Here is a 23,847-nt window from a genome sequence, read left to right on the forward strand (position 1 = left end):
TATTAGAAACTGGGTATTCGCTAGTCTCTAGCGAATACCCTAGCTACATTACGCAGGAGAAGAAAGTTTAAACTTTCTTCACTAAAAAAATTAGAAATATGAATGAACATCTTATTTATTTCAAATATTTTTTTCTATTTTCATTATGTTCATCATAGGTTTTCGCATAATGTATTTTTCCTTTACGGTCATGTAAGAAAAATAAATAGTCGGAATCCTTCGGTTGCAATACCGCCTCTAAAGAGCTTTTAGAAAAATTCGCAATTGGACCGATCGGTAGACCTTTAATTCGGTAGGTATTATACGGTGATTCTACTTCTAAATGTTTGTATAAAGTAGTTTCTAAATGTTCACCAGTTGCATATGCAACTGTAGGATCTGTTTCTAATCGCATTCCTTTTTTCAATCGATTGTAAAACACACCTGCTATTTCTTTCCTTTGCTCATCATTACTAGCCTCTTTTTCAACTAGTGAAGCAAAAGTTAATACTTCATGGAGGCTAAATTCACTTTTTTCAATTTGGTCCATATAAGGTGATACAACATCTTGAGTTTGTGAAACCATCTTTTCAATTATAGATTGTATCGAAGGCTTCTCTTCATCATATCGATAAGTAGCAGCAAATAAATAACCTTCTAATGGTGAAATAATTTCATCCTTTAATATATCTTTAGGTAAGATAGAATATTTCTCCATCAGCTTAACTATAAAGTCTTTATCATTAGCGACTTGTAAGAATTCCTCTTTTGAAAAATTAAAGTTCTTTGCATAAATTTCAGCTATTTGATCAATATTTAACCCTTCAGGAATCGTAACAGTATATAATGCTGTAGTTTTTCCCTTTTGTAGGCTTTCTGTTATTTCATCCAAAGTCATAGATGGGGTGAACGTATAATTACCCGCTTGAAAATTAGATTCATTATTTACTTTTATATAAAATAGATAAATGAGTGCATTTTTGATAACACCATTTTCCTCTAAAATATTAGCTATAGTAGAAGAAGAAGAACCTAAAGGTATTTCTACGGTAATTTTCTTATCACTGGTAGGATCTACTGGTTTTAAAGCAGATTTTACATAAAAATAGCCTGCTATACCACTTATGCCTATTATTAAAACGATTGCTAAAATTACCAAAGATACTATCTTTCTAACCTTACTTGCTTCTTCATTAGTCGCAATGAGATTGTCCACAAACTCACCTTTGGATTTCTTTTTGGACATTCGGTTCCCCCCTCATTCGACTTATTATACTAAAAAAGACTAATATTATCCATGATTTTCACTATACCTACGAAACATAAAAAAACTGACACCAAAATTGGTATCAGTTTAGTTTCATTCACATTTTATGAATCCAATTCTTCATCAGCAAGAGTATTCAACATTTCTTCAACCATTTCCCATTCCTCATCAGATTCAATTGGAAATAACGTCAAATCCTCTTTTTCTGTTTCCTCATATTTAAAAGCATAAACCTCAACTTCTTCATCATCAGCCTGCTCAACAGGTACTACCGCAATATAAGAGTCACCTGTTTGATCAACATCAAAAGTAAAAAGAACTTCAAATAAATGTTCTTCTCCATTTTCGTCAGGGACAATGATACGTTCTTTTTTATCCAGCGACACACTCTCACCTCATTTTTGATCTAAATATCCTTGTAATATCATAACTGCAGCCATTTTATCAATCACTTTTTTTCTTTTTTTTCGACTAACATCTGCCTCTAACAGAATTCTTTCAGCAGCCATAGTTGTTAATCTTTCATCCCACATAACAGTTGGAATGTTAAAAGTGTCTTCAATATGTTCTGCGAAACGTTCAGATGCTTCTGCCCGCTCTCCTATTGTACCATTCATGTTCTTAGGAAGACCAACTATAGCCTTACCAATTTCATGCTCTTTTATTATTTTAGAAAGTTCGTCATCTGCAGATGTTATATTTGTTTCATCCCAATAAATGGTGGTTAAGCCTTGTGCTGTCCAACCGAGTGCATCACTTATTGCAACTCCAATCGTTTTGGAGCCAACATCAAATCCTATAATTTTCATTTAATCCGCCTTTTTTTGTTCCAAATAAGATTTTACTAGTTCTTCTATCACTTCGTCACGTTCAACTTTTCTTATTAGATTTCTGGCATCATTATACCTAGGAATATATGCTGGGTCACCTGATAATAAATATCCGACAATTTGATTAATTGGATTATAACCTTTTTCTTTTAAAGAACCGTGGACTGTGAAAAGTATTTCTTTTATGTCCTGTTCGTATGGTTCTTCAGAAAAGTTAAACTTCATTGTTTTATCGATTGAACTCATTTTGACACCCCGTTCTTAGAAAAACTATCATTTTCTTTAACTATTGGAAGCATACCATATGTTTATATAAAGATAAACTTATTATTTATTTAATTGTCTCCAACACGTAATCTTTTGCGGATTGAACAGCTTCCAAGATCTTAGCAGGATCTTTACCACCCGCTTGAGCCATATCTGGACGACCTCCCCCGCCGCCACCACAAATTTGTGCAGCCTGCTTAATTAACTTACCTGCATGGAAACCTTTCTCAACTAAATCCTTCGATACACCAGAAGCAAGTTGAACCTTTCCGTTGTTTTCTGTTGCTAATAAGATGATACAAGAACCTAACTTTTGTTTTAAATCATCAATCATATTTCTTAACTGGTTCATATCTCTCACATGAACTTGTTGAGCTAATAAGGTTACACCTTCTATGGTTTCAACCTGTTCCATAACCTGCGAACTTTCTGCATTTGCAAGTTTTGCACTTAATGATTCATTTTCTTTTTGCAATTGTTTCATTTCATGGAACATATTTTCAATACGTTCTGGAAGGCTTTCTTCATTTGATTTAAATAAATTAGCTGATGTATGCAAAATATTTAATTTTCCATTTAAATATTGATAAGCTTCTTTACTAGTTACAGCCTCAATCCTTCTAGTTCCTGCTCCAATCCCGCTTTCCGAAACAAGTTTAAATAGACCTATTTCGGATGTGTTTTTAACGTGGCATCCCCCACATAATTCTAAACTAAAATCTCCCATTTGCACGACACGAACAATGTCTCCATATTTTTCACCAAATAGTGCCATGGCTCCCATTTCTTTCGCTTCTTGTAGTTTTTTAAGACTTATTTCCACTGGAATGGCTTCCCATATTTTCTCATTAACAATTTCCTCGACTTTTCTTAACTCTTTATCAGATAATGGATTAAAATGAGAAAAGTCGAATCGTAATCTTTCTGGTGTTACTAAAGAGCCCGCCTGATTCACATGAGAACCGAGTACATCTTTTAACGCCTGATGAAGTAAGTGTGTTGCTGAATGGTTCTTAATAATAGAATTACGGAATTCAGAATCCACAGCCGCTTTCACCGTATCATTTACATTTAATTCTCCATCTTTGACTATAACACGGTGAATATTCTGGCCTTTTGGAGACTTCTGTACATCCTCAACAAGGGCAGAGGCATTATCAGTATAGATCCATCCCTTATCCGCAACTTGTCCGCCACTCTCAGCGTAAAATGGAGTTTTATTTAAAAATAGGAAAACCGTATCTCCTGTTTTAGCAGTATTAATCATTTCACTTCCGTCAAATAATGCAACAACCTTGGTATCAATCTCTAAATTATCATAACCGATAAATTCACTGTCAACTTCAATTTCACTTAATACAGTATCTTGAACTTGCATAGAGTCTACTTTTTGTCTTGCATTTCTTGCCCGGCTACGTTGTTTATCCATTTCTTTGTTATATCCAGCTTCATCAATAGAGAAACCATGTTCTTCCACATATTCCTCTGTTAATTCTTTAGGGAAACCGTATGTATCATATAAACGGAATACTTCCTCCCCAGGGAATACTTTACTTCCATTTGCTTTCTCTTTTTCAATAATCGTTGTTAATATCTCTAATCCATCATTCAATGTTTCATGGAATCGTTCTTCTTCCACTTTTACAACAGATCCAATAAATTCTTTTTGTTTTAACACTTCTGGGTAAAAATCTTTCATAATTTCCCCAACTGTTTCTACTAATTCATACATAAATGGCTTATTAATACCAATTTCTTTAGCAAATCTTACAGCTCTACGTATGAGTCTTCGTAAAACATATCCTCTACCTTCATTCGATGGTAATGCACCATCACCAACGGCAAAACTAACTGTTCGAATATGGTCAGCAATTACTTTAAATGCAGTATCACCTTCCATTGATTTCCCATACGTCGTAGTAGCTAATTCTTCTGTTTTCCGGATGATAGGTAAAAATAAGTCTGTCTCGAAGTTTGTAGGTGTATTTTGAATTACCGAAGTTACACGTTCTAATCCCATACCTGTATCAATGTTTTTCTTTGGTAAAGGCGTATAGGTGTGATCTGGGTTATGGTTAAATTGAGAGAAGACTAAGTTCCAAATTTCTAAATAACGGTTATTCTCTCCACCAGGATATAATTCAGGATCATTCGGGTCATTTCCAAATTCTTCTCCTCTATCATAAAAAATCTCTGTATTTGGACCACTCGGACCCTCACCAATATCCCAGAAGTTTTCTTCAATACGGATAATTCTTTCTTTCGGTAATTTAATATCATTTAACCAAAAATCATAAGCTTCATCGTCTTCTGGGTGAACCGTAACTGATAATAATTCTGGATTAAGGTTCAACCATTTCTCATCCGTTAAAAATTCCCAAGCCCATTCAATCGCTTCTTTTTTAAAATAATCGCCAATAGAAAAGTTCCCTAGCATTTCAAAAAATGTATGATGCCTGGCTGTATATCCGACATTTTCGATATCATTGGTACGAATAGCTTTTTGAGCATTAACCATACGTGGGTTTTCCGGTATAACACGACCATCAAAATATTTCTTTAAAGTCGCTACACCACTGTTAATCCATAATAGAGAAGGATCATCTTTAGGAACTAGAGATACACTTGGCTCCACGCGATGACCTTTCTCTTTAAAAAAATCAATATACATTTGTCTAATTTCTGCTGATGTTAACTGTTTCATACATTAATCCTCCAATATCGACTTATTAAATGATGAAATCTTTAAGAACAAAGGCGCAAGCGCCCGTTTAGCGACGTACGGACTGGACTGAGCCGTAGGAGATAAAGGAAACACGACGAACGGAGTGAGTCGATGTTGACTTATCGTACGGAGGTGAAGGAAGTATCGCTAGTCGCTGGGCGCTGGAGCCGGACGTGGCTATTTCTGTATCTAAGTGATCCACAGCCATACAAATTTTAGAATTCCTAGATAACTAAAAAAAACTCCTCTCTGCATGCATGCAGGGACGAGATTTATTCGCGGTACCACCCTATTTATGAACTAATTTTTCGTTCATCACTTAGATCATCATAACGGTATGAAACCGGCGAGTATTAATCGCACTCCAGTGTAGCTTTCCATGATTTTGAACTAGGATTTTTTTCAGCCAATGAAAACCCTTCTCTAGAAGCCAAATAATCATGTACTTTTCACCTTCAATGTTTTTATATTAATTTATTATAAAGGAGACTTCCATCAGTGAGGTATTTCCTTCATCCCCCACTAATGGTTAGTCGAACTTATCAGACCTTTACAGGCAGTCATGTGTCCATAACAAACTGAAATTCCTTATACTTTAATCCTTTAAAAAAGACAGACTTTATTAAAGTATAAAAAATATTAAAGTACTTGTCAATTACGAATAGGTATTGTAGAAATATGTGTTACAATCACTTTAATAATTGACATGACGGGAACTGCTAAAATCATTCCGATAACACCAAACAGTTGACCTCCTAATAAAAGGACAAAAATAATAGCAATAGGATGAATCGCCACGCTCCTACCTACTATGTACGGAGATAACAAATTTGCTTCTATAATTTGAATAACGAAAATACTAACAACGGCAAATAAGACTAATTTGATAGAATTTGTCGTTGTAAAAGCTATAATAACAACAGGTACTGCACCAATAATAGGTCCAAAATAAGGAATAATATTCGTAACTCCCATAATAACGCCTAATAACAAAGAGTAATCAATATTCAAAAACCTGAAAATAATAAATGCTGTTAAGCCAACAAAAAAGCAAACAATAAATTGTCCACGAATGTAATCCCCTAAACTATCATCTATCGCGTGAACAATTTTGGTTGTTCGTGTTTCATACTTTTTAGGAATGAATTTCTTCAAAAATAATTTGATTTTGTCATAGTCCTTTAAAAAATAAAAAACCAGTACCGGAATCACTGTAATGGTAATGACCATATCAAAAATTTTCGTATAACCACTAATTATTTTTGTTAATAATTGATCTAGTGAATCCTCTACATTAATAAAAAATTCATCCATTTTATCGTGTACGGTTTCCGGCATGAATGAGGTATATTCATATAAACTATAAATCATCGTTTGATACGTTTTTGTCATTTCTGGTAAGTGATTAGCCAAATCTTGAATTTGTTGGATAATTAAAGGATAAAGTTTATATACCAAATATCCAACCCCACCAAAAAACAAAATATAAATAAGTAAAATCGCTATTCCTCTATGAATGTTATAACTACAAAGCTTTTCAATAACAGGATATAGTAAGTAAGCGATTAAGCATGAAATTAAAAATGGGGTTAATAGCTTCCATAGGAAAACAAAGATTTTACCATAATAAGGAAAGGTTTTTATAAGTAAAAAAGCAAAAAGTATGAATAGTACTCCAAAAATAAGCCAGTATATAATTGATATTCTCTTTTCATCACGAAACATAATTAGAACCTCCTTAGCTTTATTTTTTATAACTAAGGAGTTCTATTGTAATCTTAGTTCTTCTTCCGAAAATAAATCATTTAATGAACTTAAACTACCATCCGCTTCGATTTGATGAACCGCTAATTCATTATTTACTACCGTCATTTCGATGAAACAAGACCAACAATAAAAATTCTGTGCTCCTATTTTTCCAATATCTTTGCTATTACAATTAGGGCAACGCATTATCATCTAAACACCTCTTTTTTTGATGAGTTTTCAATGATAGGCTTGCCCATTTTTTTCCAAAATATACTATTTAATCCATAAAATCATACGGAGATAACTCTTCATCGGTATTTTCAGATTCTAAGACTTGCATTTTTTCAATATCCAGTCTTTTAGAAAGTCGTTCATTTAGTGATGTATATCTCCTGTTTGTATCAATCGTTTGGATACCTTTTAAAAATGCGTTTTTTTCACCACAAATAATTAAAGAATCCTTACTTCTTGTAATGGCGGTATATAATAAATTTTTTCTTAGCATTCTATGATAGGTTGTAACTACCGGAAATACTACTATTGGAAATTCACTTCCTTGTGATTTATGGATGGAAATGCAATATGCATGTGTAAAATTCACATAATCTTTTCTAGGATATACTACTTCCCTATCGTCATAAGAAATCACTATTTGTTCTTCATTTTCCTTATTTTCATCAGGCTTAAAGATAGCCACAATTTCACCAATGTCTCCATTATAAACCCCATCTTCCGGTTGATTCACTAATTGAATGACTCTGTCGCCTACACGATAAATAACGTCTTGGAATCTAACTTCTCTTTTTCCTTTTTTCCTTGGGTTAATCAATTGTTGGAGCTGCTCATTTATAACGGTTATCCCCGCCTGTGAACGATACATTGGTGCAAGAACTTGCATGTCATTGTAATCGATACCTTTAGCATTCGCCTTCTCAAAAATAGTTGTTATCGCCTGAATCATCTGATATTCATTACATGAAATAAAACTGAAATCCTTCGCGTTTTTTAAAGATTCAACTGTACAATTATTATTTTTTATTTCATGTGCCAGTTGTATAATCTTTGATCCTTCTTTTTGTCGGTATACTTCATTTAAGCTTACAGAAGGAATATAACCACTATTTAATAAATCAGAAAGAACCTGCCCAGGCCCAACAGAAGGAAGTTGATCCTCATCACCAACTAATAATACTTGCATATCATTTGGTATAGCCTTAAATAAACTATTTGCTAACCAGATATCTACCATGGAAAACTCATCAACAATTAAAAACTTCCCGTCTAATTGTTCGTTTTCCCCTTTGTCAAATTCGTTCATACCATTCCAACCTAAAAGTCTATGAATGGTTGAAGTTGGAAGCCCAGTTGATTCATTTAGTCGTTTTGCAGCTCTTCCAGTAGGAGCCGCTAAAACAAATGGAAAATCGGCTTTGTTTTTATAGTCACCTGGGTTCAAAGATAGGTCAAATATAGCGGCATATGCTTTAATAATCCCTTTAATTACCGTTGTTTTCCCTGTACCAGGCCCACCTGTTAAAATCATTATTTTAGAATGGATCGCCTGATTAATTGCCTCAAATTGTTCTTTTCCATAACTCAATACTTCTTGTTCTTCGATGTCTCCAATAATTTTCATTAATTCAGCCACTGGGGTACGTTCTTCTGTTTCGTTTTGGATAATTCTATTTAAGTGGGTTGCAAAGCCATCTTCGGCATAATAAAGGGACGGTAAATAGACGTTACCACTTTGAATAATTACCTTCTTTTCTTGATTAAGTTCGTCTAATCTATCTGCTATAAGATTGTCTGTTAATTCAACACTTGAAGCAAGTAATTCCTTCACTTCATTCACACAGAGATCAAGCGGTATATATACATGACCATCTTGTACACTTTTTTGTAATACATAAATACATCCTGCACCAATCCGGTTAGGATGTGTTAATGAAAGTCCATTCTGTTTTGCAATCGCATCAGCTGTTTGAAAGCCAAATCCTTCAATATCAAATACAAACTGGTATGGATCCTCTTCCATATTTTCAATCGATGACTCTTTATAGGCGGCAAAAATTTTTTGTGCCATTTTTAAACCGATTTGATATTTTGATAAATAAAGCACGACGTGTTCGAATCCTTGATTTTCCTGAAGGCTCTGAACTAATTTGTCTCTAGTTTCTTTTTTCAAACCTTTTATATCCTGAAGACTTTCTGGATCATCCAATATTTTGGAAATAGCATTCGAACCTAGTTTTTTTACGATTCGTGATGCTAATCTTTTACCAATACCATGGAACAAATCGCTTGAAAGATAGGCTATAAGCCCATCTTCTGAATTAGGTACAAAGGTTTGATAAGAGACAACATTATATTGTAAACCGAATTTTGGATGACGTTCGAATTCACCATAAAAATAGTAGGACATTGCTTCTGTCAAATTCGAAAAATACCCTTTGATCACAACATCCTTTTCTCTAAAATCTTCATTTGTCTCGATAACTTTTATTTTGGCTATGGAAAAATGTTCATGCTCATTGTGAAAAATGGTATATAGTAGTTCACCTTTAATATACTTTTTGTCTTCTGAATTCTGAACACTTTCCATGGTAAACCCCCACTATTCGTTGCTGTTTTCTTTTAATAAGCTTTCCACATTCTTCTTCCCATTCGCTGCAAGTAAATGATCAGGTTGAATTCCTAACGCCTTATTAAAGCAATTCAATGCATCTTCCATATTTTCATTAAATAATTCGATTACTCCTAGATTATAGTAAGCATCGGAATGATTTGGATTTAGTTTTAACACATCCAAAAACACTTGTTTTGCATCATTGAGAATATTACTCTGCGCCAAGGCAAGTCCATACTGAAAAAGAATATCATCATCTTCATGGTTCAGTTCACTTGCTCTTAGTAAATATGGTAACGAAAGCTTAAACTGTTCTTGATTCATAAATGATAGACCTAACATAAAATATACATCAGCTTCATTTAGCCCTAACTGTTCCGCTTTTTGAAAGTTCGTTATTGCATGCTCAAATTGAGATTCTTCAAAGTAAAGATTTCCAAGTCCATAATAAGCTGTTGCACTATTGTTATCTAATTCAAGTGCTTTATTAAAAAAACGTTTGGCACGTTCATATTCTTTTAAATGCAACAACAGGTTACCAAAGTTTATATAACCTAATGGATCAATTGGATTTTCCTCGATTACATCATTAAATAACTTTGCCGCTTCTTCATATTTTTGTTCTTGCATATAAGCAATGCCTTGTGTATTTTTATCCATATAAAAAAACTCCTCAAACTAACCTACGTACGGAAGTGATTCATTATTTTTTATAATTTCATCTATCGTCCCACCACCAAGGCATACATCCCCATCGTAAAAAACAACGGCTTGACCCGGTGTAATGGCACGTTGGCTTTCATGAAAATCAACTTTTACTTTTCCATCTTCTAATAATGTAACTGTAACACCACTATCTTTTTGACGATAACGGAATTTCGCCGTACATGTAAACGATTTTTCTATATCATCCGGATTAATCCAGTTTAGATTTGTCGCTATAAGTGCTTCGGAGTACAATTTATCGTTTGAATATCCTTGTTCCACATAAAGCACATTTTCCTTAAGATTTTTACCTACAACAAACCACGGGTCCCCGGCTCCACCGATACCAAGTCCTTGTCTTTGTCCAATCGTATAATACATTAACCCATCATGACGACCTTTAACTTCTCCGTCTAGTGTTCTCATCTCTCCCGGTTGAGCAGGGAGATATTCACTCAAAAATTGTTTAAAATTTCGTTCACCGATAAAGCAAATTCCGGTAGAATCTTTTTTCGTTGCTGTTACTAATCCAGCCTCTTTTGCAATTTCACGTACTTTTGGTTTCGGTATTTCTCCTAGAGGAAACATTACTTTTCTTAATACGTCCTCCGATAATTGATTAAGGAAGTAAGTTTGGTCCTTATTATCGTCAACCCCTCTTAACAATTGAATCTTACCATCTACTTCCCTTACACGCGCATAATGACCGGTTGCTAAGTAGTCTGCACCAAGAGATAAAGCATAATCTAAAAATGCTTTAAACTTTATTTCCTTATTACACATCACATCGGGATTTGGCGTTCTTCCTGCCTTATATTCATCAAGAAAATACGTAAATACTTTATCCCAGTATTCCTTTTCAAAGTTAACAGAGTAATATGGGATATCCAATTGATTACATACTCGAACAACATCGTCAAAATCCTCTGTCGCCGTACAAACACCAAATTCATCCGTATCATCCCAGTTTTTCATAAAAATACCAACTACATCGTAGCCTTGTTCTTTTAATAATAATGCGGCAACAGAGGAGTCTACACCTCCACTCATACCTACTACAACACGTATATCTTTATTATCCTTCATTTATTTTCACTTTCCTTTTGTTAGTCGATTTACAATTTTCGCCACACGCTTTGCTGCGTCTTTAACATTTTCAACTGTATTAAAGTTTCCAAAGCTAAATCGAATAGAATTAGTTGTACAAGGATTTCCTTTACCGAACATAGCAGAAAGTACATGAGAGGGCTCAACACTACCAGCTGTACAAGCACTACCACTCGATGCAGCAATTCCCTCTAAATCAAAGTTCGTTAATAACTGCTCCACGTTCGTTCCAGGGAAACTAATATTAATAATAGAAGAAATCTGAGAGTCAAAATCACCATTTATTTCAAATTCAACATTATTTTCCTTAAGTTCCTGCAAGAACAATTCCTTAAATGATTGATATTGTTTCCTTCTTTCTTCTTTCTTTTCCATTGCCAACTCAACCGCTTTTTGAAAGCCCACGATACTCACTACATTTTCAGTTCCTGGGCGCCGTTTCCTTTCTTGTTCTCCACCAAATTGTAGCGTATGAATGGGTATCCCATCTTTTACATATAAAAATCCCACACCCTTAGGACCATATATTTTATGGGATGATACAGATAACAAATCAATTCCTAAATCCTTAACATCAATGTCTAATAGACCATAAGCTTGTACAGCATCTGTATGAAAATAAGCTTGATGATCTATCAACATTTCCCCAATTTCAGGAATTGGTTGAATTATACCAGTTTCATTATTCACATACATAACAGAGACGATTATAGTATCGTCTCGCAATGACTTTTCCAAATCTTCAACTAGAATTTTACCATCTTCATAGACAGGTAAATACGTTACATCAAATCCGCTTTTTTCAAGAAATTCAGCTGAATGTAGCGTTGCATGATGTTCTTGAGACGTAGTTATAATATGATTTCCTTTATCGCGATTAGCAAAAGCAGTTCCTATTAAAGCTAGATTATCTGATTCCGTTCCTCCACTAGTAAAGATAATTTCTTTTTCGTTAGCATGAATACTCTGAGCCATGACACGTCTTGCTTCATCCAACAATTGTCTTGCCTTTCTTCCAAATGAATGGACACTTGAAGGATTACCGAATGTTTGTTGGTAAATTGGGTACATTGCATCAATTACTTCTTTCTCCATTGGAGTTGTTGCAGCATGATCCAAATAAATTGCTTCCATTATCTTCTTTCCTTTCCTACAAAACGCTCGACATTGTTTTAACCTCGATTAAATATAAAACATATAAGCTTGTTGTTTTTCACCGTCGCCATAATTTTTAAGATCCTCTAGTGTTGTTTTATCTAATACCTCTTTTATCGCATCACGAATTCTTCCCCATAATTCCTGTTGAGCTGGAGGTTCATCTTCAATACCTTCGACTAGGGTAATTGGTCCCTCTAATACACGAACAACATCCCCTGCTGTTATATCCTTTGGGTCTTTAGCTAATACATAACCTCCGTATGCGCCACGAATACTTTTAATAAGTCCAGCATTACGTAATGGAGAAGCAAGTTGTTCTAGGTAGTGTTCAGATAAATCATTATCCTTTGCAATGGATTTTAATGAAGTAGGTCCCTCTCCATGCTTTTTAGCTAAATCAATCATAATCGTTAATCCGTATCTTCCTTTAGTAGATATTTTCATTTTATAGCACCTCTATTTAATAAATCTAATTTTTAGTTTCTTCCTTTTATTTTAAACAAATTTTCCTTATTAAAAAACTGCGGATATTTTATAAGTGATCTTTTAAAAATATCATTTTAAACTAGTATGTCCGAATACACAATACTTGATATTATAGCATGAATAACATGTCTCTTGCATTTATGTCGAATTGGAATTAAGCTTTATACTAAAATATCATAAATCAAGTGGCATCAAAAGCGATATTATGGTGATGTTCAAAAAGGAGGATGAAAAGGACTTTTACGTTGCCCACAGGACGTGGCGGTCTTAGTAGAATTTCCGCTATCGCCAACAAGGAACGTCGAAGTTCACCGGACTTTTTAAACAATCTCTAAGAAAAAACTTATTTTGATCCACATTGGCAAGGGGGAGTATGGAATGAATCACGAACCGCTGGCCTATCGTATGCGCCCGAAAAATATAGAAGAAGTAATCGGTCAAAAACACCTAATTGGCGAGGGTAAAATTTTATATCGAATGGTAAAAGCCAATCTATTATCTTCCATGATTTTGTTCGGACCACCTGGTACAGGAAAAACCTCTATGGCAACAGCATTAGCTAGAACATTAAATCTTCCAGTTAAATTATTAAATGCTGTTACAGATAAAAAGAAAGATATGGAAATAGTTGTCGAAGAAGCAAAAATGCGGGGAAACATGGTTTTAATACTTGATGAAGTTCATCGCCTTGATAAAGCAAAACAAGATTTTCTTCTTCCCCATTTAGAAAGCAATTTAGTTACTTTAATTGGTTGTACGACAAGTAATCCGTATCATGCCATTAATCCTGCAATAAGAAGTAGATGTCATTTATTTGAACTGCATCCACTAACATTAGAAGATATTCGTACAGCTATAACTCGTGCTATTCAACACACTGAAAGAGGATTCGGCTCAAGAGATGTACATATTAGTGAAGATGCACTTAATCATTTTGCTTTTGCTTCCGGGGGCGATTTACGTTCGGCTTTAAATGGATTAGAGCTGGCAGTTCTTTCTACACCTAGTGATAAAAATCATAGAATCGAGATTACCTTAGAAATAGCGGAAGAATGTATGCAAAAGAAAAGCTTCTCTCATGATAAGAATGGAGACGCACATTACGATGTTATTTCCGCTTTTCAAAAGTCGATACGAGGTAGTGACGTCGACGCAGCTTTACATTATTTAGGGCGCTTAATTGAAGCAGGTGATCTTGATAGTATTGCAAGAAGGATGATCGTAACTGCATACGAAGATATTGGTCTAGCTAATCCGCAAGCAGGACCTAGAGCAATAGCAGCTGTTCAAGCAGCAGAACGATTAGGTTTTCCAGAGGCAAGAATCCCTTTAAGTGTCGCTATTATTGAGCTTTGTCTTTCTCCAAAATCAAATACTGCCTATAAAGCGTTGGACCTTGCACTAGCTGATATTCGCAGTGGAAAAGCAGGTGAAATACCTGCACACCTTAAAGATTCACATTATGAAGGAGCGAAAAAGCTAGGAAGAGGTATAGATTATCTTTATCCACATGATTATGAAAGCGGATGGGTAAACCAACAATATTTACCAGACTCTATAAAAAACAAACACTATTACCAACCTAAGAAATCTGGTAAGTTTGAACAAGCGTTAAAACAAGTCTATGACAAAATTAATCAAGAAAAAGGAAATTAGAAAACTTGAGATTCACTTTTGAGCTGGTGAATGCCCTATTTACACTCTTATTCAAGTTAAGAAAATTTGTACTTTCTTAACTGCCAAGGTATAAAACTATTTCTATCGGCAAGAATAATAAAAACCTCACCTCTAAGGAACTTTTTAAACACGGTGAGATTAATATCTTATTAGACTAATGATTCCGTACAGGTAGCAGTAACTGCAAAAGTACAAATCTATTGATTTATGTCGCTAGAAAAGGAGTTGTAAATAATGGCAAAAGTTAGACAAGATGCTTGGTCACATGAAGATGATTTATTATTAGCGGAGACGGTATTACGTCATATTAGAGAAGGTAGTACTCAATTAAACGCATTTGAAGAGGTGGGAGACAAATTAAACCGCACTTCAGCAGCCTGCGGATTTCGTTGGAATGCAGAAGTAAGGCAAAAATATGATAGTGCAATTGATCTAGCCAAAAGACAAAGAAAAGAAAAAAAACGTGCACTAGCAAAACGGACTGGACACTTCCAAAAGCCAATTATAGCGTTATCTTCTAACTTAAAAGAAGCTACTAATGAAAACACTTCCTATCAAACAGAAGAAACCGGCAATGAAATACAGGTACCGACAATTAATCTAGATATGGTCATACAATTTTTAAGAGAATTAAAAAAAGATTATCACGCTTCTAATCAATCAAAAGTATCTTTAGAACAAGCTCAAAAAGAAAACAATATGTTAAAAACACAAGTACAAGATTTAGAAAAACAGTTAGAACAAACTGAAAGTGAGATGAATTCGATTAAAGAAGATTATCAAGCTTTCATTCAAATAATGGAAAGAGCTAGAAAGATGACTGTTCTTGAAGACCAAGGAACGATTAAAGCCCCTACATTTAGAATGGACAAAAATGGTAATCTTGAGCAAGTCGCTCATGGATCTAATTAAAGAACAAAGGCGTAAGCGCCCGTTTAGCGACGTACGGACTGGACTGAGCCATAGGAGATAAAGGAAACACGACGAACGGAGTGAGTCGATGTTGACTTATCGTACGGAGGTGAAGGAAGTCTCGCTAGTCGCTGGGCGCTGGAGCCGGACGTGGCCTTTTCTGAATAATTATCCACATGCAGCGAACTTTATAATTTCGCTAAACGACAAAAAAACTGTCTTCCAAAGAAGACAGTTTTTTTATGTATTTACTTAATCCCGATCATGCCGTCCATTTTATGTTTTGATCCCGCATTTAGCAGGTGGGTGCCCTATTTTATATTTATTATGGTTCCGTGTATTGTAACGGCATCCATGCAATATAAAAACGTAAAGCTCCCTTTTAAAATGTTGTTCGGTCAAAATACGTTAAATGAACAAACATATCAGGATTAAGCATGTTAAGACTTTGTAAATTAATATTATCATACGAATAAAAATTTTGCAATATTCAATCTGTTCTTAATTGAGAAAAATAATGGATTTTTTTAATTTAATTTCCAAAATTATTCATTTAGATGTATTCCAAGTTCATTTAACTGTGCATTACTTACTTCACTTGGAGCCTCTGTAAGCAGGTCAGAAGCTGAAGAAGTTTTAGGGAATAATATCGTATCTCGTAAGTTTGATCTTCCCGCCAATAACATAATCATACGGTCTAACCCAAGAGCAACGCCGCCATGTGGTGGTGCACCATATTCTAATGCTTCAAGTAAAAATCCAAATTGCTCCTGTGCTTGTTCTTCTGTAAACCCTAAAGCTTTAAACATTTTATTTTGTACTTCGCGTTTATGAATACGAACGGATCCTCCACCAAGCTCATAACCGTTTAAGACAATATCATAAGCGTTAGCATGAACATCTTGTGGTGCCGTTTCAAGCTTATCCATGTCACTTTCAACTGGCGATGTAAATGGATGGTGTGCAGCAGTAAATCTTCCTAATTCCTCATCATATTCAAGTAATGGCCAATCCGTTACCCATAAAAAGTTATATTTAGATTCATCAATAAGATTTAATTCATGTCCTAATTTTAGTCGTAGAGCTCCTAAACTATCGTATACAACACTACTCTTATCTGCCACGAATAAAAGAAGATCTCCATTTTTTGCATTAGCTTTTGCGATAATACCTGATTTTTCATCTTCACTCAAGAACTTCACGATTGGTCCTTTTAATTCGTCTTCTTCTAGTTTAAGCCACGCTAACCCTTTTGCACCGTAAATCCTTACAAATTCGGTAAGCTTATCAATATCTTTTCTAGAATAATTACTAGCCTCACCTTGAACGTTGAGAAGCGCAACTTTACCATCTGTTTCTACTGCATTCTGGAATACTTTAAAATTAGAATTAACAACAACATCTGTTACATGAACTAATTCGAGTCCAAATCTCGTATCCGGTTTATCAGAGCCAAACCGATCCATCGCCTCTTGATAAGGTATTCTTGGTAGCGGTAATTCGATGTCGATTCCTTTCACTGCTTTCATCACATGTTGCATCATACGTTCTGTCATTTCCATAATTTCATCACTAGATAAAAATGACGTTTCAATATCAATCTGAGTAAATTCTGGTTGACGATCAGCCCTTAGATCTTCATCACGGAAGCATCGTGCAATTTGGTAATATTTTTCAAAACCACTCATCATGATTAATTGTTTAAATAATTGCGGTGATTGTGGTAAGGCATAAAACTCACCTGGATGTACACGACTTGGAACAAGATAATCACGAGCTCCTTCTGGTGTACTCTTCGTTAAAATTGGTGTTTCCATTTCTAAAAATCCTTCATCATTAAGAAAGTTACGTATCGCTTGTGTTGTTTGATGACGTAATTTAAATGTATCCTGTAATGCGCTTCTGCGTAAATCGATATAACGGTATTTTAATCGTAAATCTTCGGAAACATCTGTTTCATCTTGGATAGTAAATGGCGGTGTTTTTGATTTATTTAGAATTTCAATATCATTAGCTATCACTTCTATCGTCCCTGTTTTGATAGCTGAGTTATAAGTGGATTCATCACGTGCCACCACTTCACCTTTAATTTCTACTACATATTCCGATCTGATTTTATCCGCGACTTCTAAAGCATCTTTAGAAAAGTCTGGGTTAAAGACAACTTGGACGATACCAGAAACGTCACGAAGATCAGTAAAAATTAATCCCCCTAAGTCACGTCTTCTTTGTACCCAACCTTTTAGTAAAACTTTTTGACCAATATGATCTTCTGTTAATGTACCTGCTAAAAATCGTTTATTCATTTTGTTTGCCCCCTTTGAAGCTTCTCTTTCATTACATCGATTAATTTTTCTAATGGAACTTCTATTTGTTCACCAGATTCCATAGATTTGACATTTACGATGTTTTTTTCTAATTCATTTTCACCTAAAATTAAAACATATCTTGCCTTTAATCGATCAGCTGATTTGAACTGTCCTTTTATTTTTCGATTCTGATAATCTTTTTCTACCTGAATACCATTCATTCTTAATTCATGTACCAAACGTACTGCTTCATTAACAGACTGTTCTCCCACAGCAACAAAATAACAATCTAATTGTTCATCTATTGGAACTGTAATATTTTCGGCTTCTAATGCCATTAACAGTCTTTCCAATCCCATTCCAAAGCCAATACCCGGTGTACTTGGTCCACCTAATTCCTCTATTAAACCATTATATCTTCCACCACCGGCTAATGTCGTAATCGCACCAAAGCCTTCTGCATTACTCATAATTTCAAAAGCAGTGTGATTGTAATAATCTAGTCCACGAACTAAATTGGGGTCTATTTCATACTCAATTCCCATACGTGTTAAATGTGATTTTACTTGTTCAAAATATTCTTTGGAAGATTCATTTAGATAGTCTAATATTGAAGGAGCAGTCTCCATGGCAGGGTGTTCTCTATCTTTTTTACAATCTAATACACGTAGCGGGTTTTGTTCTAATCTTAGCTGACAATCTTCACATAGTTCTTCTTTATGTGGTGTAAAATGTTTGATCAATGCATTTCTATGGTTTATTCTACTTTCTTTATCACCTAAAGAATTAATAACTAATTTCAATGATTTTAATCCAAGCTCCTTATATACAGTCATAGCTAAATCAATAGCCTCTGCATCTACAGCCGGATCATCACTCCCAAGAACTTCCACTCCAAACTGGTTTAATTGACGCATTCGACCTTTTTGAGGACGCTCATAGCGAAACATTTGGGCAAAATAATATAATTTAACAGGTTGATTTGCTTCACCAAATAATTTATGTTCTACAAACGCACGAGAAACAGGAGCTGTTCCTTCTGGTCTAAGGGTTAAACTTCTTCCCCCACGATCATCGAATGTGTACATTTCCTTTTGAACAATATCAGTGGTATCCCCTACACCGCGTGAGAATACTTCTGTATGTTCAAATACCGGTGTTCTAATTTCCTCATAATTAAATCTACTACATATATTTTTAATTTTCGATTCCACGTACTGCCATTTCTTTACATCTTTCGGCAGAATATCTACAGTACCTCTTGGCGCTTTCATACTCATTCAAATACCTCCTCCAATTAATTTATGTATAAAAAAACTCTCGTCCCCTATAAATATAGAAGGGACGAGAGTTTACCCGCGTTGCCACCCTAGTTAATGCTTTTATGCATTCGCTTTTCACAGTTAACGCCTGCAAAACGTTCATACCTACTACATTCGATACAAATCCTAAGGAATGTCATTCATCAGTACGATCTGTGAAGATGTTTTCAGCCAAGACATCTTTTCTCTTTCCAGTCGTTCACTAATTACTCTTTCCCTCAATGGATGTAAACTATTTAATCTACTCATGAATGAATATAATAATAATCTCTAATTTTTGTAATGTCAAGAGCGATTTAATTTTTTCTTTAATATTTTCACTTCACCGATAGAAATCCCGAATTCCTCTGCTATTTCCATATAATTAGCATGTCCATCAAGTTCATTAAAACGATGTAAATCCACACCAAAAATATCTTTATTATTACCAGCAAACCACTGTTTATCCTGTAATCTCAATTCGTCTCCTCCTTTAGTTATTATAGCTTTGCCTAAAGAAGTGTATTTTATGATACGAATGGGAAAGATTATACAATATGTGTTCAAAAGTAAGGATGAAAGGGACCATAAGGCGGCGTATCTTTAAGTACTAAAAATAGCTTCTCCAATTTCACATCACACACTGAAAAAAATAGATAATTATAGGAGGATTAGATATTTGCACTTTTTTAATAAACTATTTTGTTTCTTAGTAGGTGTCTTCATTTCTTTCTTATTATTACCAACGCAAATACATGCAGAAAAAATTATCATTACAGATGATAACGTTAATATTAGAAGTGGTCCTGGAAGCGAATTTAAACCAATTGGCAAAGTTCATGCGAAAGAGGAATATAACAAAGTTCATGAACAAGGACAATGGATTGAAATTGAATTAGAAGATAGTAAAGGTTGGATTCATAAAGAATATATATCCTATAATAGCGGAGATAAAGTAAAATCAGGAAATAAGACGATTACGATAAATCAACATCATGTTCACTTAAGAAGTGGCCCGTCTAATGAATATGAAATTATTTCTTTTGCAAAAAAGGGTGAAAGCTTTCCAGTAATAGCGGAAACGAAGGAGTGGTATGAAGTTTCCAATAAAGGAAAGTCCAATTTTATATTTAAAGAGTTTGTAGAAACAAATAACGAAATCAAGCAAAATCCCTATGTATTTAAAAATCGGAATATAGTCATTGATGCAGGACATGGAGGACACGATGTAGGTGCAATAGGTGCTACTGGATCCTTCGAAAAAAATATAACTCATCTAACTGCAGATGAATTAAAGAAGGAATTGGAATCCCTTGGTGCCAATGTATATATGACAAGAGATAATGACGATTTTATCTCTCTAAAATCAAGGGCGGCTTATTCTAATATGATGGATACACATGTATTTATTAGTCTTCACTATAATAGTTTTCCAAAACGACCAGATGTTTCAGGTATTGAAACCTTTTATTATGGTGAACAACATAAAAAACTTGCCCAGTACCTCCAAGATGAAATGATTAAGGTAACAAATGCAATAGACAGAGGAACTAGCAAAGGTAATTATTATGTTATAAGACAAAATTTCAAACCAGCAGTATTAATAGAGCTAGGCTTTATTTCAAATAAAGAAATGGATGTATTATTACACACCAATATATACCAGAAACAACTTGTTAATGGAATTATCAGCGGCTTAGGAAAATATTTCTCCTTAGAAAATTATCATTGAAGGTTGCCTCAAATGGGTCCATTAAGGCAACCTTCTCTTATTACTTATCCTTAGTATCTATAATGAAAGTTACGGGGCCAACATTCGTAAGAGAAACATCCATCATTGCCCCAAACTCTCCTGTTTGAACTAAGATTCCTTGTTCTTCTAGTTTTTTATTAAACTTATTATACAACTCATTTGCGATTTCTGGATTTGCTGCTTTTGTAAAACTTGGCCTTCTTCCCTTTCTTGTGTCACCGTAAAGGGTAAATTGTGAAATGGATAATATACTGCCACCAATGTCTAAAAGAGAATCATTCATTTTCCCATTTTCATCCTCAAACACCCTTAAATGTACAATCTTCTTTACAAGGTAGTCCATATCTTCCTCGTTGTCATCATGTGTTACACCTAAAAGAACAACAAATCCATTATCTATTTCTCCTATGACTTTTCCATCTACTTTTACATTAGCATTACGAGCACGTTGAATTACTGCCTTCATAAAAAAATCATACCTTCTTTACCTTTAATGTAATACTCTTGTTACACTATATACATCTTTGATCTGTTTAATCCGTTCTACTATTTTTCTTAAATGTTTTGTATTATGAATTAAAATCGTTATTTGAATGGTAGCTATTCGGTTACGGTCCGCCTTTCCATTCACATGAGTCATGTTCGTACGCATTTCGTTTACTGCTTGTAAGACTTCATTTAGTAATCCTCTACGGTCATAAGCAAATACTTCTAAATCAACATGATACGTCTTATCGACTGTCTTTTCATTGGTCCATTCAACCTTTAGAAAACGTTGTTTAGCTTCTTCCGTTTGTACATTTGGACAGTCTGCACGATGAACTGAAACTCCTCTTCCCTTCGTTATATACCCAGTAATTTCGTCACCAGGCACTGGACTACAGCATTTAGCTAATCGAACTAAAAGGTTATCAACACCTTCAACACGTACACCAGAGTCTTTTTTATTTAACTTCCAATCATTTGTTCCTGCTTTTGAATCATTTATTTTCTTTTCTAAATCCTGTTCTTTTTGTTGTGCTTCCCGTATCTTTTCCGTTAAACGAGTTGCAACTAAAGCAGCTGTTATCCCCTGATATCCTACCGCAGCATACATATCCTCTTCACTAATAAAATTAAAACGATCCAATACTCGTTGCAAATTATCCGGGGTTAGTACTTCTTTAGGTCGAATTCCTAATGCACGTATCTCTTTATCAACCGCTTCTTTTCCTTTGAGTACATTTTCTTCTTTACGTTGTTTTTTGAAAAACGCTCTAATTTTACTTTTTGCTTGTGATGTTTGAGTTATCTTCAACCAATCATGTGATGGACCATAAGAATGTTTAGAAGTCATTACCTCAATAATATCGCCGTTTTTCAATTTGTAATCCAATGGTTCCATCTTTCCATTGATTTTAGCCCCAACCGTTCTATTTCCAATTTCCGTATGAATTTTATAAGCAAAATCAAGTGGTACAGAACCTGAAGGAAGTTCAATGACATCTCCTTTTGGTGTAAACACATAAACCATGTCAGAAAACAAATCGACTTTTAAAGATTCAATAAATTCTTCCGCATCATGTGTGTCACTTTGCCAGTCAAGAATTTCCCTAAAGAGTGTTAGTTTCTCTTCAAAAGATTTTGTACCGTTCTTTACTTGTTTTCCTTCCTTGTAAGCCCAATGAGCGGCTATACCGTATTCGGCAATTTCATGCATTTCTTTTGTTCGTATTTGAACTTCTAGAGGATCACCTTTTGGACCAATAACAGTTGTATGAAGTGATTGATAAAGGTTCTGCTTTGGCATAGCAATATAATCTTTAAACCTGCCAGGCATAGGTTTCCAGTTCGTGTGAATAATTCCAAGTGCCGCATAACAATCCTTTATACTATTTACAATGATTCGCACAGCGAGCAAATCGTATATTTCATTAAATTGTTTATTTTGTTTTACCATTTTTTGATAGATACTATATAAATGTTTTGGTCTACCAGATATCTCTGCTTCAATATTAACCTCATGGAGTTCCTTCGTTAACCCTTCCATTACTTCCTTTATATAAGACTCTCGTTCTTCTCTTTTTTGTTTCATTAAATGAACGATACGATAATATTGTTGGGGATTTAAATACCGTAGAGCTGTGTCTTCTAACTCCCATTTAATTGTTGAGATACCTAATCGATGAGCTAAGGGAGCAAATATTTCGATTGTTTCTTTGGACTTGAGACGTTGTTTTTCTGGAGGTAAATGTTTTAACGTTCTCATGTTGTGTAAACGGTCTGCCAATTTTATTAAGATAACCCGAATATCTTTTGCCATCGCTACAAACATTTTACGATGATTTTCTGCTTGCAAATCTTGTTTTGACTTATATTTAATTTTTCCTAATTTCGTAACACCGTCAACTAGCATTGCAACCTCATGATTAAATTCTTTCTCAATATCGTCTAAGGAAATATCCGTATCCTCTACTACATCATGAAGAAAACCACCAGCAATCGTTTCCGTATCCATTTTTAAATCAACTAAAATCCCTGCTACTTGAATAGGATGAATGATATAAGGTTCACCAGATTTTCTAAATTGCTCTTTATGAGCTTCTTTCGCATATTCGTATGCACGATTAATAAAAGCTATATCTTTTTGATTAAGGTATTTGCTAGCTTTTTGGTTAATGTCTTCGATTGTATAGTTGCTGTCTTTTGGCATATAATCACCTTTATTTTCTAGGGGTTGTTCAAAAAGTCCGGTGAAAATGACACTTCGCATTTCTTCGTTGACAAGACTCACCGGTACTCACGTATTAATTGCATACGCTCCGTTCCTCAAAGCTACGCCGCCTCGAACTGCGAAGCACAGGACGTGCGAGTGTCGGCTTTGCAACAGGATGTTGCGCATTTAGCCGACCTCGGTCCTTTTCATCCTCCTTTTTGAACACGAATTTTCTAGGTAAAATCTTTCTATTAAAGAGGATTTAAATATAATCATCATTATAGGACCTTTTTCTAGCAGT

The 23,847-nt window shown here is 34.6% G+C and carries 20 protein-coding genes, 1 other RNA gene and 2 other annotated features; of the genes, 3 read left to right on the top strand and 18 right to left on the bottom strand.

Annotated elements, in window-relative coordinates; all coding sequences use genetic code 11:
• Positions 1-115: 115 nt before the first annotated feature.
• From mltG to cymR, 12 genes are all read right to left on the bottom strand, one after another.
• The gene (mltG, locus tag ACFQ18_RS02585) at positions 116-1,225 is read right to left on the bottom strand and encodes an endolytic transglycosylase MltG (protein ID WP_047183759.1); all 1,110 of its coding nucleotides are present in this window, start codon (positions 1,223-1,225) and stop codon (positions 116-118) included.
• Between the two features lie 125 nt (positions 1,226-1,350).
• Entirely contained in the window at positions 1,351-1,632 is a 282-nt protein-coding gene (locus tag ACFQ18_RS02590; protein WP_047183758.1) for a DUF1292 domain-containing protein, read from the bottom strand.
• A gap of 9 nt (positions 1,633-1,641) precedes the next feature.
• A complete protein-coding gene (gene ruvX / locus ACFQ18_RS02595) occupies positions 1,642-2,055 on the bottom strand; it encodes a Holliday junction resolvase RuvX (RefSeq protein WP_047183757.1) in 414 nt (137 codons plus the stop codon).
• Entirely contained in the window at positions 2,056-2,322 is a 267-nt protein-coding gene (locus ACFQ18_RS02600; protein ID WP_047183756.1) for an IreB family regulatory phosphoprotein, read from the bottom strand.
• 85 nt (positions 2,323-2,407) lie between these two features.
• On the bottom strand, positions 2,408-5,047 hold the full coding sequence (gene alaS / locus ACFQ18_RS02605; protein ID WP_204797683.1) for an alanine--tRNA ligase: 2,640 nt from the start codon (positions 5,045-5,047) through the stop codon (positions 2,408-2,410).
• Between the two features lie 279 nt (positions 5,048-5,326).
• Positions 5,327-5,536, bottom strand: a binding site (T-box leader).
• A gap of 183 nt (positions 5,537-5,719) precedes the next feature.
• Positions 5,720-6,793, bottom strand: coding sequence for an AI-2E family transporter (locus ACFQ18_RS02610; RefSeq protein ID WP_047183754.1), 1,074 nt, complete (start codon positions 6,791-6,793; stop codon positions 5,720-5,722).
• Between the two features lie 42 nt (positions 6,794-6,835).
• Complete coding sequence (locus ACFQ18_RS02615; RefSeq protein WP_047183906.1) at positions 6,836-7,021, bottom strand: hypothetical protein; 186 nt, start codon at positions 7,019-7,021, stop codon at positions 6,836-6,838.
• A 73-nt stretch (positions 7,022-7,094) separates the two neighbouring features.
• Complete coding sequence (recD2, locus tag ACFQ18_RS02620) at positions 7,095-9,419, bottom strand: SF1B family DNA helicase RecD2 (protein ID WP_047183753.1); 2,325 nt, start codon at positions 9,417-9,419, stop codon at positions 7,095-7,097.
• 12 nt (positions 9,420-9,431) lie between these two features.
• Positions 9,432-10,103: a tetratricopeptide repeat protein gene (locus ACFQ18_RS02625; protein ID WP_047183752.1), complete on the bottom strand. Its 672-nt coding sequence runs from the start codon at positions 10,101-10,103 to the stop codon at positions 9,432-9,434.
• Positions 10,104-10,121: 18 nt separating this feature from the next.
• The gene (gene mnmA / locus ACFQ18_RS02630) at positions 10,122-11,234 is read right to left on the bottom strand and encodes a tRNA 2-thiouridine(34) synthase MnmA (RefSeq protein ID WP_047183751.1); all 1,113 of its coding nucleotides are present in this window, start codon (positions 11,232-11,234) and stop codon (positions 10,122-10,124) included.
• 6 nt (positions 11,235-11,240) lie between these two features.
• Entirely contained in the window at positions 11,241-12,389 is a 1,149-nt protein-coding gene (locus ACFQ18_RS02635) for a cysteine desulfurase family protein (RefSeq protein ID WP_047183750.1), read from the bottom strand.
• Positions 12,390-12,437: 48 nt separating this feature from the next.
• Positions 12,438-12,857 carry a cysteine metabolism transcriptional regulator CymR gene (cymR, locus tag ACFQ18_RS02640; protein ID WP_047183749.1) on the bottom strand — a complete coding sequence of 140 codons (420 nt, stop codon included), beginning with the start codon at positions 12,855-12,857 and terminating at the stop codon, positions 12,438-12,440.
• Positions 12,858-13,277: 420 nt separating this feature from the next.
• Between cymR and ACFQ18_RS02645 the strand changes: the two genes are divergently transcribed.
• Both ACFQ18_RS02645 and ACFQ18_RS02650 read left to right on the top strand, forming a co-directional pair.
• A complete protein-coding gene (locus ACFQ18_RS02645; protein ID WP_204797684.1) occupies positions 13,278-14,555 on the top strand; it encodes a replication-associated recombination protein A in 1,278 nt (425 codons plus the stop codon).
• A 255-nt stretch (positions 14,556-14,810) separates the two neighbouring features.
• Positions 14,811-15,488 (top strand): RsfA family transcriptional regulator, encoded by a 678-nt coding sequence (locus ACFQ18_RS02650; protein ID WP_047183747.1) that lies wholly within the window; start codon positions 14,811-14,813, stop codon positions 15,486-15,488.
• Between the two features lie 251 nt (positions 15,489-15,739).
• On the opposite strand, the gene ssrS is transcribed toward ACFQ18_RS02650, so the two are convergent.
• The 4 genes from ssrS to ACFQ18_RS02670 all read right to left on the bottom strand — a co-directional run bounded on the left by ssrS (position 15,740) and on the right by ACFQ18_RS02670 (position 19,578).
• A non-coding RNA gene (gene ssrS / locus ACFQ18_RS02655) (6S RNA) lies at positions 15,740-15,923 on the bottom strand.
• A gap of 110 nt (positions 15,924-16,033) precedes the next feature.
• Positions 16,034-17,794 (bottom strand): aspartate--tRNA ligase, encoded by a 1,761-nt coding sequence (aspS, locus tag ACFQ18_RS02660; protein ID WP_145523471.1) that lies wholly within the window; start codon positions 17,792-17,794, stop codon positions 16,034-16,036.
• Positions 17,791-19,077 carry a histidine--tRNA ligase gene (gene hisS, locus ACFQ18_RS02665; RefSeq protein ID WP_204797685.1) on the bottom strand — a complete coding sequence of 429 codons (1,287 nt, stop codon included), beginning with the start codon at positions 19,075-19,077 and terminating at the stop codon, positions 17,791-17,793. Before hisS ends, aspS begins: the two co-directional genes overlap by 4 nt.
• A 57-nt stretch (positions 19,078-19,134) precedes the next feature.
• Positions 19,135-19,350, bottom strand: a binding site (T-box leader).
• Between the two features lie 54 nt (positions 19,351-19,404).
• The gene (locus ACFQ18_RS02670; RefSeq protein ID WP_167507316.1) at positions 19,405-19,578 is read right to left on the bottom strand and encodes a hypothetical protein; all 174 of its coding nucleotides are present in this window, start codon (positions 19,576-19,578) and stop codon (positions 19,405-19,407) included.
• 199 nt (positions 19,579-19,777) lie between these two features.
• Between ACFQ18_RS02670 and ACFQ18_RS02675 the strand changes: the two genes are divergently transcribed.
• A complete protein-coding gene (locus ACFQ18_RS02675) occupies positions 19,778-20,830 on the top strand; it encodes an N-acetylmuramoyl-L-alanine amidase (RefSeq protein ID WP_052771607.1) in 1,053 nt (350 codons plus the stop codon).
• A 40-nt stretch (positions 20,831-20,870) separates the two neighbouring features.
• On the opposite strand, the gene dtd is transcribed toward ACFQ18_RS02675, so the two are convergent.
• Positions 20,871-21,317, bottom strand: a complete 447-nt coding sequence (dtd, locus tag ACFQ18_RS02680; RefSeq protein ID WP_047183743.1) for a D-aminoacyl-tRNA deacylase — start codon at positions 21,315-21,317, stop codon at positions 20,871-20,873.
• A 24-nt stretch (positions 21,318-21,341) separates the two neighbouring features.
• A complete protein-coding gene (locus ACFQ18_RS02685; protein WP_204797701.1) occupies positions 21,342-23,543 on the bottom strand; it encodes a RelA/SpoT family protein in 2,202 nt (733 codons plus the stop codon).
• Positions 23,544-23,847: the final 304 nt, after the last annotated feature.

The organism is Oceanobacillus caeni, assembly GCF_042678465.1.
In the GTDB taxonomy this organism is placed as follows: domain Bacteria; phylum Bacillota; class Bacilli; order Bacillales; family Amphibacillaceae; genus Oceanobacillus; species Oceanobacillus caeni.

Coding starts and splice junctions, on each gene's coding strand:
- ruvX (WP_047183757.1), bottom strand. CDS start 2,055: ATGAAAATTATAGGATTTGATGTTGGCTCCAAAACGATTGGAGTTGCA.
- alaS (WP_204797683.1), bottom strand. CDS start 5,047: ATGAAACAGTTAACATCAGCAGAAATTAGACAAATGTATATTGATTTT.
- dtd (WP_047183743.1), bottom strand. CDS start 21,317: ATGAAGGCAGTAATTCAACGTGCTCGTAATGCTAATGTAAAAGTAGAT.
- ACFQ18_RS02610 (WP_047183754.1), bottom strand. CDS start 6,793: ATGTTTCGTGATGAAAAGAGAATATCAATTATATACTGGCTTATTTTT.
- ACFQ18_RS02600 (WP_047183756.1), bottom strand. CDS start 2,322: ATGAGTTCAATCGATAAAACAATGAAGTTTAACTTTTCTGAAGAACCA.
- ACFQ18_RS02650 (WP_047183747.1), top strand. CDS start 14,811: ATGGCAAAAGTTAGACAAGATGCTTGGTCACATGAAGATGATTTATTA.
- cymR (WP_047183749.1), bottom strand. CDS start 12,857: ATGAAAATATCTACTAAAGGAAGATACGGATTAACGATTATGATTGAT.
- ACFQ18_RS02615 (WP_047183906.1), bottom strand. CDS start 7,021: ATGCGTTGCCCTAATTGTAATAGCAAAGATATTGGAAAAATAGGAGCA.
- ACFQ18_RS02625 (WP_047183752.1), bottom strand. CDS start 10,103: ATGGATAAAAATACACAAGGCATTGCTTATATGCAAGAACAAAAATAT.
- mnmA (WP_047183751.1), bottom strand. CDS start 11,234: ATGAAGGATAATAAAGATATACGTGTTGTAGTAGGTATGAGTGGAGGT.
- hisS (WP_204797685.1), bottom strand. CDS start 19,077: ATGAGTATGAAAGCGCCAAGAGGTACTGTAGATATTCTGCCGAAAGAT.
- recD2 (WP_047183753.1), bottom strand. CDS start 9,419: ATGGAAAGTGTTCAGAATTCAGAAGACAAAAAGTATATTAAAGGTGAA.
- ACFQ18_RS02685 (WP_204797701.1), bottom strand. CDS start 23,543: ATGCCAAAAGACAGCAACTATACAATCGAAGACATTAACCAAAAAGCT.
- mltG (WP_047183759.1), bottom strand. CDS start 1,225: ATGTCCAAAAAGAAATCCAAAGGTGAGTTTGTGGACAATCTCATTGCG.
- ACFQ18_RS02635 (WP_047183750.1), bottom strand. CDS start 12,389: ATGGAAGCAATTTATTTGGATCATGCTGCAACAACTCCAATGGAGAAA.
- aspS (WP_145523471.1), bottom strand. CDS start 17,794: ATGAATAAACGATTTTTAGCAGGTACATTAACAGAAGATCATATTGGT.
- ACFQ18_RS02645 (WP_204797684.1), top strand. CDS start 13,278: ATGAATCACGAACCGCTGGCCTATCGTATGCGCCCGAAAAATATAGAA.